Raw genomic sequence first — 12,943 nt, 5'->3', positions numbered from 1 at the left:
AGAATGGTCTTTTGCAAGCGAGTTCGGTTCCGACATTCCGGGTATCCACCGGGGGATATTTGAATGTCCTGATGTATTTCGAATCCAAGTGGATGAGGAACCTAATACCAAGAAGTGGATTCTAATGCTAAGCGTGGGGGATAGAAATGGTGTGAATCCAGACGATCCAGAACCACCAGCAGGCGGTTCTGGGATGATGTATTTCATAGGCAACTTTGACGGTAAAGCATTTACTCTGGATGAAACGCTAGAATCTTTCGATGCTATCAAATGGGTAGACTACGGATCAGACTTTTACGCGGCCGTGACCTGGAATGGCAATCCAAACGAGGACGGACGAAAGATTTGGATAGGCTGGATGAACAATTGGCGTTATGGTACCACGCTACCTTCAGAGGAATGGCGTGGCAAGATGTCAATTCCTCGTGAGCTACAGCTTAGGACTTATCCGGAGGGACTTCGCCTAATCCAAGCACCCGTAAGTGAATTAGGTCAGCTAAGAAAACCGATTTTGTCTCTGCAAGACTTGACGATTAAGCCAGGTATGAACGTGTTGTCTGATATTTCTGCTGCAAAGGCAGAAATTATTGCAGAATTTGAAATCAGTACGGCCGTGGAATTCGGGTTCAAAGTGCGGAAGTCTTCCAATCAGGAGACGATCATCGGATACAATATCTCGAATGGGGAGTTGTTCGTCGATCGGACGAAGTCGAGCGCCATTGATTTTCATTCCGATTTCACAGCAATACACAAGGCCCCTATGAAGCCAGAGTATGAACGGATACAGTTGAGCATTTATGTGGATTGGTCAAGTGTCGAGGTCTTCGGAAATAATGGAAAAACAATCATTTCAGACATGATTTTCCCTGATTCGGAAAGTAGAGGGATAGAGCTCTATACCATTGATGGAGACCTAAGGGTCGTATCGCTTCAAATCAATGATCTAGTAAGCATTTGGGGAAATGAGACTGTTTAGACTTTAGTTATCGTTATCATTCAAATTAAAATTATCTCACGACAGAACTCGTTGAGCAGCGGATTGATTCGACGAAGTGGTTACAGCCCGGTTGCGTGCATCCACATCTGAACATGGTCCCCAAAACGAATTAAAGTAACATTTTTCTGCCTGGAAACGTAACACCCGATCGGTTCACAACCGTATCGGGTGTTTTCATATCCTTTTTTTTATTTAAGAGAAGATCCTTACTTATGGTGATATTTCTATATAAATAAAAGATATAGTTACACAAAATAAACAGAAGTGGTGATATTATTATATTCAGTTCAGGTTATCATACAATTATTCTGTGCACAGACAATTGGCAATAACATCTTAGAGGGGTCAGTATGAAAATAAATAAACCGTTTCATCCGTATATTTTGCTTTTCATTGCCATACTAGCTGTTTCTATTTCTTCCATCATGATAAAATCCTCAGATACGCCAACCTCTGTGGCTGGAATGTACAGACTGTATATATCAGTAATAATAATGCTTCCTTTTGTACCCTGGAAAATGCTTCGATCCTTAAAGATGAACAAAAAAGATTGGAGTACCGTTTTCTTAGCGGGTCTTTTTCTCGGATTATATTTCTTATTTTGGATGGAATCCTTAGTATATACCTCCGTTGCAAGCTCCATGGTCATCTTATCATTACAGCCTTTATTTGTAATGATGGGTTCATTCTTTATGTTCAGAGAACGATCAAACATATTAACCATTCTTTGTTTGATCGCTGCTCTTTTCGGTTCAATCATTATAGCTTGGGGAGACATAGGGGTTTCCAAAGAGGCATTAATCGGAGATGGGTTATCTTTGTTAGGAACTATCTTGGTTTCAGCATATATGTTGGCAGGACAGAAAGTAAGTCATAAAATAGATGCAAATTTATATAGTGTTATTGTTTTTTTTCTGGGTGGCAGCGTTATGCTAGTCTACAATATGTTGAATAATTATTCCTTGATCGAATATGACTCGTCAGATTGGATGTATTTCTTTTTACTTGCACTAATCCCAACTATTTTTGGACAATATATTTTTAATCTGTTGTTGAAATCAATGGGTGCAACTACTGTTTCTGTAGGTATTATTGGAGAGCCTGTTCTCGCCATAATTCTCGCCTACTTTTTCTTGGGAGAAATAATCTCTGCATCTCAATTCATAGGTGGAATGATGACACTATTCGGTATGGGGATGTATTTTTGGGCAAAATCTTTAAAGTATACAGTTGCAAAATATTAAAATTGTAGCTGAATATCGCGAAATTTGAGAAAACAATAGATGAGGAGAATGATTAAATGGCAACGATTGATGATTTTTTGGAACTTGATATTCGAGTTGGAACCATTATTAAAGCTGAGTTTTTTGCAGAAGCCAAAATACCTGCTATTAAACTTGAGATTGATTTTGGACAAGATATTGGAATAAAAAAATCAAGTGCACAAATTACAAAAAGATATGTGGCTGAAGATATTGTAGGAAAACAAATCATAGGTGTAGTTAACTTTCCTCCTCGACGGATAGCAGGCTTTAATTCAGAGGTATTAGTGCTTGGAGGAATACCCGAAAAGGGGGATGTGGTTCTATTGAAACCAGATATTAAACTACCTGATGGAACACCAATTGGGTGATACATCGTTCCTGTTTAATCAGTGTGAAAAATACAACAGGGATTACTCTGGTAATTCACGACGTGTAGAAAAAGTGTCAAATTGAATTTTCAATTTGACACTTTTTTATATTACGAGGAGGCAGGGTCTGTGGATTCAATGCAGTATACTATCGGCTCAAATTTGGCTCAAATCAGGAAGACTAGAGAACTTAGTCTGGATAAAGTGGCTGAACTGTTTGGAAAATTTCCAACGGCTTGCATGTATCCTTTTCCACATTTCTCAGGATTTTTATGTCTTGATTTATTATGCGGATTAGTGGGATGATTAGCACAGTCAGTCTAACACAGGTTTCCACTATATAAAAAGATAGCTATGAGGAAAAGAGAGGAAAGAGAACCCATGGAAAGCAAGTACATCCGAGAAACCTACTGCTTCAAGACGTCCCGTGTATTTCCCAACGATATCAACAATCATAACACACTCTTCGGAGGCCGATTGATGTCGTATATCGACGATATTGCGTCTATCGCAGCCTCCAAGCTATGCCGCACGAATACAGTCACGGCGTCTACGGATTCAGTGGATTTTTTGCTGCCCATCCATCCGAGCGATTCTGTCACGCTGGAGGCGTTCGTTACCTGGACAGGCCGTAGCTCTATGGAGGTTTTCGTCAAGGTCATTCGTGAAGGACTGATGACTGGCGACCGGAAAATCGCAGCCACCGCCTTTCTGACCTTTGTGGCGCTGGACGAGAACAACCGTAAAGTGATCGTGCCGCAGGTCATTCCAGAGACAGAAGAGGAATTACAATTGCACCAGACTGCGCCATCTCGTGCAGCGATACGGCGTCAGCGCAGGGAGGAAAGCAAGCAACTGGCGAGCTTCCTCACGACAGATTATCCGTGGGAGCTGTAACGTCCTGACGCGCTTCAAGCCGATCTGGACAAGGGATAGCCCAGATACAGGTTCAACCATCATTTTCCCGCAAAAAGAAGCCGTTCTTCCGTTAGCAGGGATCTGCTGGGAAGACGGCTTTTTGGAAATAACTGAATCACTTGAAGGAAGCTACTGCTTCAATGACGATGATGATGTACGTTCGACGTTGAACGAACTAATTTACCCTCACTACACGAAAATGCTGATTCGTTCCGCCGTTATCCCCCCATTGAATCGCTTTGGCACCATCGGCGGTAGTGCCTTCGGAAATGTCGATCAGCTTGCCCGTTGCCCGATTTTTCAGCTTGTAATAACCTCCGGTTACAGATACCAGTTGCCATTGCTGGCTGGACCAGCCTCCGTCGCTCCATTGCTCAATGACTGCGCCGTCCGCAGTAGCTCCGTTTTCAACGCCGATCAGCTTGCCACTGTTGCGGTTGACGATTTTGTAATATCCGCCGCCTGCGTCCTTGAGCTGCCATTGCTGGCTGGATGCTCCCGAATCCGCACGCTGTTCCAGATCCGCTCCATCTGTGGTTGCACCGTCCATTACATTCAGTGGCTTGTTGCTCTTGCGGCTTACCAGCTGATAGTATCCGTCCGGATCAATGGCGATTGGCGTGGTTACGCCTTGAACCACCCCGCTGGCGGTGTCGATGTTCATACTGTCAAACCATTCCATAGCCAAAGAAGTCCCGGTTGGAAAACGCAGCGGCAGCCATACATATTGTGAATCCTGCACAGGACCGCTCCACGCTCCGGCCCAACGGTCGCCCAAATACAGGTACGAGGTCGTCTGAGTACCTTCTACCGGAATTACGTAGGCCGACTGTGAACCGTAGGTCGTACTGTCTCCGAAGTTAATCGTGTTACTCCACGTACCTTCAATGCTGGATGCCGTAGCATACTTGGCTTGGTTGGGATTCCAGCCTGTTGCCCCGGATGTGATCAGGAAGTAGACGTCTCCTTTTTTGAACATTGCCGGAGCTTCACGATATTGTCCCGACCAGAGCGTAGTCACCAGCGCTTCAACTTGCAGAAAATCCGGTGTCAGACGATAAATGTTCAAATCGGCATTCACACGGGTAGCAGAAATCAGGTAAGCCGTACCATTGTCGTTGTACACAGTCATATCCCGTGAATCGTAATCCAGAGGACGGAAGCTGCCCTGATAGGTGTAATCGCCGTCCACAGTATCGGAAGAGGCAACTGCCACCCGGGCTTCGTTGTAATTAACCCCATTTTCCTTGTGCATCCACAATACGTATTTGCGTGTTTTCTCATTATAAATGACTTTTGGACGTTCAATATTCGAAACATTCAGCTCTACTGAGGAACTGCTGGTCAGCACGTTTTTGCGGAACTCCCAGTTTTTTAAATCAGAGGAACGGTAGGCGGATACAGCCTTGAACGTGCCGTTGGGGTTGCGATTTTCACCAAACCAGTAGTAGTAACCGTCTATCTTAATCATACCGCCTCCATGAGCATGAACCACGCTTCCAGCTGTATCTTTAAACTGAATGCCATTCACAACATTCGCTGGGGCCGCTGAAGCAATCTTCGGTGAAAACATCTGGAAAATGCTCAACGACAGCAAAGCAGCGAGCATAATACACAGTAAGACGGCAAAATCATATTTCATTGTTTCGTCCTCCTCTGCATGTTTTTAAAGCGCTTACAAAAATGATTTGTACTGAATAGCTCTTCATGCTGGTGCCTATCACCTGTCTGATGATGCGATGTGAGCAACAAGAGGGTTCTATCCCAATTGTATCCATATTGAATTGAAAGTGCTAGAGTAGTATATTGACCAGGTGTACACCGCACATTTATTACGGTATAGGGGGCCAACCATGGAAATATATGCGATTGACACGAGCAAGCCGGAGGCAGACGGTCATTACGAGTCACTGCTGAACCGGGTTTCGAATGAGAAGCGGCAGAAGCTGGATCGTTTTTTACATCGGGAAGATGCTTTAAGAGGCTTATACGCCGATGTGTTGTTAAGGTGGGTGGCCTGTAGGCAATTGAAGGTTTCCAACGCCAGTCTTCAATTTACATATAATGCTTTCGGCAAGCCTTTCTTGTTGAATGCACCCGCATTCCATTTTAATGTTTCTCACTCAGGAAAATGGGTGGTATGCGCCGTGGATGATCATTCGCTCGGCATCGACATTGAACAGCTTCGTCCTATTGATTTTGAGGTGGGAAGGGTGTGCTTTTCGGACACGGAGTATGATGCGTTGATGCGTCAAGAGGCGGAGAGTCGCTTATCCTATTTTTACGATTTGTGGACGCTCAAGGAAAGCTTTGTGAAGGCCGAAGGGCAGGGATTAACGCTGCCGCTAAAATCATTTTCATTCGAATTAAGTGAGCGCCCGTTGATCAGTTTTACGACGGAAGGCTTTACTACCGAGTATTGTCATTTTAAACAGTATGAGATCGATGAACATTATAAAATGGCTGTCTGTGCAATGCATGACCGCTTTGCGCATCTGGTGCAGCAGGTAGATATACATACACTATGCCTGGAATCGGCAGCACAGGCGTGATATGAAGCAACATCCGACTGCACAGTGGCGCTATAGTAACTTTTTAGTTCGGTATATATATTTGAAAAAGGGAGATGAGCCGCGTTGACGCTAACACTGTTCAAGCATGGCAAGCTGTATGGGGACTGGGCTGCCAAGGGGGATTCAATCATTGTACGAAACGGCAGCATACAGGCCATTGGACAAGCGCGGGAGCTTGAATTGCAATTGTCGGGTAAGGAATATGACACGGTGGATTGGGATAACGCCTATGTGTTGCCGGGCTTGGCCGATTCACATATGCATTTGTCCATGCATGGCATGAAGCTGGCGATGCTGGATTTTACGTCGGCTACCTCGAAGGAGGAGATGCTTGATATGCTGCGCAAACGGGTTGCGCTCACACCGTCGGGAGAATGGATTTTAGGGCTGAACTGGAACGAAAATGCGTTTATTCCTGTTGAGATTCCGACCATCTCAGAGCTGGATGCCATTACGGATCAGCACCCGGTATATTTGACTCGTACATGCTTTCATACCTTTCTGGCGAATTCAGAAGCGTATCGGCGTGCAGGTATTGGCGAGAACACTCCTGATCCTGCTTCGGGAGCCTACGGAAGAAATGCGGATGGACAGTTGAACGGATTGATTTATGAGGAAGCGTCCACTGCCTTTACAAGTGTGCAGCCAGAGCCGGATTATTCGGTTAAAAAAGATGCGATCCGTCGAGCCTGTCTGGATGCGCTACGACTTGGTCTGACGGCTGCGCACACGGAGGATTTGCGTTTTCTGGGCAGCGTGGACACCATGCAGCGGATTTACAGGGAGCTAAGGGAGGAAGGCATTGCTTTTCGCACGCATCAGCTCATCTATCATCCGTTCATGGAGGAAGCGAAAGGGAAAGGGCTGCGTGCTGGTGGCGGAAATGAGTGGTTTAAAATCGGTGCGGTAAAAATGTTTGCCGATGGCGCGATTGGTGGAAGAACTGCGCTATTGTCTGCGCCCTATAGCGATGCTCCACATACCAGTGGCATGGCGATTCAACCGCAGCTGGAGCTGAACCAGATGGTGGCGGCTGTCAGAGCCGCAGGTTTTCCGGTCGCTGTACATGCGATAGGAGATGGGGCGGCGCATATGATTTTGACCGCGATGGAAGCCCATGCGCTAACGGAGGAAAGCGGCTTGCCGGATCGTCTGATCCACGGACAGGTGCTGACTGCCGATTTGGTCAAGAGAATGGCCAAGCTGCCACTGATTGCAGACATCCAGCCGCGTTTTGTAGCAAGTGATTTCCCGTGGGTGCTGGATCGGGTTGGCGAGGGACGTACCGAATATTTGTATGCCTGGAAGAAGCTGCTGGACGCCGATATTCCATGTGCTGGCGGCAGTGACGCGCCGATTGAGCCGTTGGACCCTTTTCTGGGTATGCATGCCGCTGTGACCCGGTCCAAGCCGGGAGAGACGCATGAGGGTTATCTTCCCGATGAAAAGCTGGACATTCACGAAGCGATTCATCTGTTTACCCTCGGAAGTGCAGTGGCTGCGGGAGAAGCGAATGAACGGGGTTCGATAGCAGTAGGGAAAGCCGCTGATTTTACGGTTATTGACCGGGATTTATCGGAACGCCCTCAGGTTTTGCTTGACGTTAAAGCACGTATGACGGTTGTGAACGGAATCGTTGCGTACCGGGCATAGGCGAGCGAAAGGGAAGTATGCAAAAAAACCTTCAACCTCACGCTAAAAGTGGAGTTGAAGGTTTCTTGGCTTTTACAAACCACGCTGTGCGAAGCGGTCTGCATTTTTCACACTGGACCATAGATCAGAGCTTGCCCCACCCACATACCAGTAGGCGAAGCCTGCGACTCCTTTATCCTGTCCCAAACGGTATTTACGGGTGAAGGATCGCCCTTCCTCCAGCCATAGCTTATGAAGCTGAGTATCCTTGTAGGAAACGGTGTACTGCTGAATATCCTCATGCCAGACCGGTTTGGAGGTGGAACGGGATACAAGCTGATTTTGCTCAATCAGTGAAATATCAGACGAAGTGACCGATTGACCACTCGCATTGAGGGTCCAGTTTCGTGTGAATAAAGGCAATGCCAATATCGCTTTATCCGGGTCGGTGGTTAGTAGAAAGCGCCGTACGCTTTCACGGAGCCACGGTAATGAGGATACGGAGCCGGGAGTTGAGCCGCCTCCCCAATGTTCGTCATACCCCATCAGAATCAAATAGTCTGCCGCAGCGCCAAGCTGCTTATAGTCAAAGGCGGCTGTCCAGTCTGTACCGTAATCAGGAGATACACAGATCGCCAGCACAGCATTCAGGCTTTTTAGCTTGGCTTTTAATTGTTGGATGAACAGCGTGAGCTGGGTACGATCCTGCCCATCTACATTTTCAAAATCAATCACAAGCCCATCCAGATGATGAGTAGATACGGCATTCGCAAGCTGAGTTATGGCTTTGTTCCGTAAAACCTCACTGGACAGGATTTGGTGCGTCATCGTTAGATTCGAACGGTTCCCTACCATCGCCCAGACTTTTTTTTGATGCTGCTTGGACCAGGTGAGGAGCGAGGTGTTTGTAAGATCGCTAATATCACCCGTTTCATTTAGAAAAAACCAGCGCGGTGACAGGGTGTTGATGTTAGATTGAAGCACTGAGCTTTCAAACTGTTGAACGCTCTGGTCATATTGCCAGCCTAGTCGGATGGAAGATGCCGTGGACGCTGTTTTGGAGACATGCTGTGTTGAATACGACAGCAGCCGCTCCAGAAGTGCTGCTGTTTCTTCGCGGGTCAGGGAAGCTGTCGGGCGAAATTGGTTGTTTTCCCCCTTCATAAAGCCGTAACGATTCACGGTGGTTACAGCCTCAAGAGCCCAATCTGCAATTTTGTTGCCGTCTGTAAAAGTGGAAACCGCTTCTCCTGATCTCGTCGAGCGTATAAGGCGTGCGATCATCAAGGCTGCTTCTTGCCGGGTTACAGGGCTGTTGGGTTGAAACGTGGCGGATGATCCGCCCTGCACCACATCAAGCTGGGAGGCTGCTTCAATCCATCCGTAGTACCAGGCTTGTTTGGATACATCCCGATAGGAGGAGACCGATGCTTGTACAGGCTCCAGACCGAGTGTGCGATCCAGCGCGGTAACCCATTCGGCTCTCGTAACCGCCTTTTTGGGAGAAAAGTAGCCGGGCTGTGTACCTGCCAAAATTCCTTTGGCGTGCAGTGAGGTGATGGATTGATAAGCATAGCTGTCTGAAATATCCTGAAAAGCCACACCGACTGCGGCTGCGGGAACGGTTAAACATGAAGCGGATGTAGTTATTATCGTCAAGGCGGCAGTCGCCAGCAGGGTCAGTTTGGTTAGCAAGCGTGATCGTATGGGGCTCATACACTATAACCTTCTTTTTTATGATAGATTGTCAGACGAATCGTTCGTCACATGACGACTAATACTATCAAAAATAGTAAAGTTATTCATTGCTAAATTGTTGGAAAACACAAAAAAGACCTTACCTGTAGAGGCAAGGAGCTTCACAATCGAAACTATTCTTTTTTGGCATACATTATACCAATCGTCTGTGGACCACAATGACTGGAAACCACACAACCGGCTGTTGTCAGCAGCACCTCTTGCGCTCCCGTCTCTTCCTGTAAACGGGCTTGCAGCATCAGCGCATCTTCCTCAGCCAAGGCATGTACGACAATAATGATGTCGTTATCCATATGTTCCCGCTGGTTCAGGGCATTTTGCAGCATCTGCTCCAGCGCCTTTTCACGTTTGCCGCGGACTTTGTACGCAGGTGTCATTTTTCCGTCTATTACTTTGATCACCGGACGAATTTTGAGCAGGCTGCCGATTAGATTTTGCATGCCTGAGCATCTTCCGCCCTTGTATAGATACTCAAGCGTATCTATCACGAATTCCGTTTCGATCAGGGGGCGGGTTCTCGTCAACATGTCCACGATCTGTTCCATTGTACTGTCGTTGGCTGCGGCGCGTGCGGCCTTCATCACGAGTATGCCAAAGCCGCACGACAGATTCAGGGAATCGAAGACGGTAACACGGCCTTTTGGGAACTCGGAAGCAGCAAGCAGCGCATTTTGATAGGTTGAGGACAGCTCGGAAGACAGACTGAGATATAAAATGTCGTCCCCTTGTTCTATGTAGGGAGCAAAGGCTTGAATAAAGTCCGATGGAGAAGGTGCAGCGGTTCGCGGCAAATGCCCCTTACGACTTACGCGCTGAAATAACTGCTCTGGCTGGATATCTACACCATCCCTTAATGATTCATCCCCAAACACCGTGTACAAGGGTACAATGCCAATCTCGTACTGTTCGCGCCATTGGACTGGAATATCACTGGTACTGTCTGCAAAAATTTTGATTTTGTTCATACATTGAATCCTCTCTGTGTGATGCGGAGAAATTATAAGGATTGCACAGAGGAAGGATACATATCCGCTGTGTTATTCGGAACGGCAAGACCCATGGCCAGAAGTGCAATGAAGCCCAGAATAATGAACGCATTAATGATTAGCCCTGCAATGGCAAAGGCTTTCTTACGGTTCTTCAACGCAATTCCAATAATGCCGACCACAAGCCCGGCGCAATTCAATAACAGACTGCCTAAAAATACAAAAGGAAGCAGGACGGTTCCGGTTTGTTGCAAAACAACTTCCGGGTCCAGAGTTTGGTATTGGCTGAAATGAGCCAACAGATTAATGACCATAACAGCCAGAATGATATACCCGATCAGGCTGACGAGCGACATAATAAAAGAAGCAAGACCGGGACCGGAATGCTTGAGCTTGACTGGAGGCTGGAAGACAGGAGCTTCTGAAAAAACAGGATGCTCCTCAGACGCAACAGGCTTTTGCAGATTAGGATCTTGGTTACTCATCTTTTCAACTCCTTTAACATTATCCGAACAGGTACTAATTTTCCACAAAATGAACAAAAAAGCAAGGGACCTTACACATTACCCTTCAAAAGGCAGGGTTTAATCATGGAATTCTGTAGGGTTTAAATTAAAATGGAATGGCTGGCAAACTTCATATGGATTCGATAAAATAAGGAGATAGCTTGGATGAGAGCATAAGATGAAAAGGAGTACACAAACATGCAACGCAAATGGATAATTGTAGGATCTATAATGATGCTGCTGGCGGTAGCTATTGGAGCGTTTGGGGCTCATATTGTGAAAACACGGATCGACGCAGATGCATTGGCAGTGTATGAAACGGGTGTGAAATATCATATGATTCACGCTGTCGGTTTGCTGATCATTGCATTGGCTGCGGGACAGTGGGGAGCGTCGACTCGTTTAAAATGGGCAGCGCGACTGCTGTTTACGGGAATCATTTTGTTTTCCGGCAGCTTGTATGTGCTGAGCTTGACCGGGATTCGTGTGCTAGGTACCATTACCCCGCTGGGGGGCGTGTGTTTTATCGCAGGTTGGCTTTTGCTGGCATTAGCTGCCTGGGGTTTGAAGAAAGAGGATTAATTTAACTTCCCAGGTAATATCCAAAAAAGAGAATCGCTTGGAAAGACATAACGTTTTTCCGGCGGTTCTCTTTTTGTCGTGTTTATTTCATGCTGTAAGGGCTTTACTTTTACGATGTGATTTCATCAATTTCATTCATTTTAAAGGAGTATACTTGCTTCTCATCTACATGGTACACACTCAGTAAGCTATTCTCATGATCCAAATTAAGGATGCGACATGGGATGCTTCGTTGTCCGCCATAGCGATTTACGATTAGCCGTACAAGTGTATTATCATGTATATAGCGTTTGATCCAATCATAGGTGCTAAGTTCTTGTTGTGGTGCAGGCTTCGGCTGTATGTGGGATTGTTTGATCTCTTGAACGACAGGTGGCTTGTTCGTAGGAGCGACATTAGATTTCTTTTTGGAAAACTTCTCTGCTAGCGCAGTAGCAGCATCAGACGAGCCGTTAGCGGCTGATTGTTTTTTTAAGTGTAATGCAGCCTCAATTAAATTACCAAGCTCAATACCGGACTGAATCCGACTATCTGCAATTTGTTCATGTTGAGTCAAGAGGTTAAGCAGGAACTGAAGGGCCTCTACATTAGAACGACCTTTAACTAATACATCTACATTAAATAAATAACTGGTTTCATCTTGATTTGATTCTTTTTTCATACATCCTCCAGCCCAAGCCCTGGGTAATTAGTCTTTTATAGTACCTATCAATATATCATTAAAACGTAATCTGTCATAGTACCTTAGGCTCTGTTATGGAGATTAACAAAAATAGGTCCTGTATAAACTGTATATCAATGGTGTGTTCACATTCATTCACCTACACAAACGCGAAAATACTGTATACACAAGAACCCCGTCGGATAAAGTTTTGTGAAGTCCTGCAAGTGATCACCAATTGATGAAAATACCAACTTATACTATACATATACAGAGAATAAACGAGAGTGAGGGTGAAATCAAGCAGTTTGAATTTTAAATATTTCCTTTTTATTTTTTTCACTTGCTGTTTATAGATAGCATGTTGGAACCCTAGCATAAATAACGGCAAGCTCGTTTGAATGGTAAGTGTTGGAGCATGTAAAGTGTTCGGAGTGTCATACCTGTATTTTTGGCAAGCTGCCCAGTCGATAAATAATCTCCTTTGCTCAATAGGTTCTCCCTCCTTCCCATGCATTGATTTTCCAGTATAGCCCACTAGGTTAGTATACTTGGTGACGTAACGTCACCAGCAAGTTAAATTTTTCGATAATTGAGTGTGTGGAAAACAGGGACCCTGCTGTATGGTTATCACTATGATTTTGATGAGGAAGGTAGAAGGGGGCCGAAACGGCCCCCTTTTTCATGTGCGCCCGGC

Annotated in this window: 13 protein-coding genes; 8 read left to right on the top strand and 5 right to left on the bottom strand. The window is 45.8% G+C overall.

Translation table 11 applies throughout. From position 1 onward, the window contains the following. From ACIFO6_RS22465 to ACIFO6_RS22445, 5 genes are all read left to right on the top strand, one after another. Window positions 1–976 (top strand): glycoside hydrolase family 32 protein (locus ACIFO6_RS22465; RefSeq protein ID WP_430044061.1); only part of this gene is annotated, 976 nt, incomplete at its 5' end. Between the two features lie 371 nt (window positions 977–1,347). Continuing rightward, entirely contained in the window at window positions 1,348–2,241 is an 894-nt protein-coding gene (locus ACIFO6_RS22460; protein WP_430044058.1) for a DMT family transporter, read from the top strand. Window positions 2,242–2,297: 56 nt separating this feature from the next. Continuing rightward, window positions 2,298–2,630, top strand: a complete 333-nt coding sequence (gene csaA, locus ACIFO6_RS22455) for a chaperone CsaA (protein WP_430044056.1) — start codon at window positions 2,298–2,300, stop codon at window positions 2,628–2,630. Window positions 2,631–2,759: 129 nt separating this feature from the next. Beyond that, entirely contained in the window at window positions 2,760–2,936 is a 177-nt protein-coding gene (locus ACIFO6_RS22450) for a hypothetical protein (RefSeq protein ID WP_430044054.1), read from the top strand. 75 nt (window positions 2,937–3,011) lie between these two features. Further along, on the top strand, window positions 3,012–3,527 hold the full coding sequence (locus ACIFO6_RS22445) for an acyl-CoA thioesterase (protein WP_014280639.1): 516 nt from the start codon (window positions 3,012–3,014) through the stop codon (window positions 3,525–3,527). A 196-nt stretch (window positions 3,528–3,723) separates the two neighbouring features. Here the strand turns inward: ACIFO6_RS22445 and ACIFO6_RS22440 are convergent, their stop codons facing one another. Further along, complete coding sequence (locus ACIFO6_RS22440) at window positions 3,724–5,190, bottom strand: RICIN domain-containing protein (RefSeq protein WP_430044052.1); 1,467 nt, start codon at window positions 5,188–5,190, stop codon at window positions 3,724–3,726. 211 nt (window positions 5,191–5,401) lie between these two features. Between ACIFO6_RS22440 and ACIFO6_RS22435 the strand changes: the two genes are divergently transcribed. Both ACIFO6_RS22435 and ACIFO6_RS22430 read left to right on the top strand, forming a co-directional pair. Beyond that, complete coding sequence (locus ACIFO6_RS22435) at window positions 5,402–6,100, top strand: 4'-phosphopantetheinyl transferase family protein (protein ID WP_430044050.1); 699 nt, start codon at window positions 5,402–5,404, stop codon at window positions 6,098–6,100. A gap of 84 nt (window positions 6,101–6,184) precedes the next feature. Further along, window positions 6,185–7,774 carry an amidohydrolase gene (locus tag ACIFO6_RS22430; RefSeq protein ID WP_430044048.1) on the top strand — a complete coding sequence of 530 codons (1,590 nt, stop codon included), beginning with the start codon at window positions 6,185–6,187 and terminating at the stop codon, window positions 7,772–7,774. Between the two features lie 72 nt (window positions 7,775–7,846). Here the strand turns inward: ACIFO6_RS22430 and ACIFO6_RS22425 are convergent, their stop codons facing one another. From ACIFO6_RS22425 to ACIFO6_RS22415, 3 genes are all read right to left on the bottom strand, one after another. Next, window positions 7,847–9,469 carry an S-layer homology domain-containing protein gene (locus tag ACIFO6_RS22425; protein ID WP_430044046.1) on the bottom strand — a complete coding sequence of 541 codons (1,623 nt, stop codon included), beginning with the start codon at window positions 9,467–9,469 and terminating at the stop codon, window positions 7,847–7,849. Between the two features lie 155 nt (window positions 9,470–9,624). After that, entirely contained in the window at window positions 9,625–10,476 is an 852-nt protein-coding gene (locus tag ACIFO6_RS22420; protein WP_430044044.1) for a DegV family protein, read from the bottom strand. 32 nt (window positions 10,477–10,508) lie between these two features. After that, window positions 10,509–10,982 (bottom strand): hypothetical protein, encoded by a 474-nt coding sequence (locus tag ACIFO6_RS22415; protein ID WP_430044042.1) that lies wholly within the window; start codon window positions 10,980–10,982, stop codon window positions 10,509–10,511. A gap of 219 nt (window positions 10,983–11,201) precedes the next feature. Between ACIFO6_RS22415 and ACIFO6_RS22410 the strand changes: the two genes are divergently transcribed. Beyond that, a complete protein-coding gene (locus ACIFO6_RS22410; RefSeq protein WP_430044041.1) occupies window positions 11,202–11,585 on the top strand; it encodes a DUF423 domain-containing protein in 384 nt (127 codons plus the stop codon). Window positions 11,586–11,694: 109 nt separating this feature from the next. Here the strand turns inward: ACIFO6_RS22410 and ACIFO6_RS22405 are convergent, their stop codons facing one another. Then, window positions 11,695–12,246, bottom strand: coding sequence for a hypothetical protein (locus tag ACIFO6_RS22405; protein WP_430044039.1), 552 nt, complete (start codon window positions 12,244–12,246; stop codon window positions 11,695–11,697). Window positions 12,247–12,943: the final 697 nt, after the last annotated feature.

The sequence above is a fragment of the Paenibacillus sp. NRS-1781 genome, from assembly GCF_050467745.1.
GTDB classification, from domain to species: domain Bacteria; phylum Bacillota; class Bacilli; order Paenibacillales; family Paenibacillaceae; genus Paenibacillus; species Paenibacillus terrae_A.
Note: the sequence above shows the minus strand (reverse complement) of the source record. Positions and strands in the feature narration are given on the sequence as shown.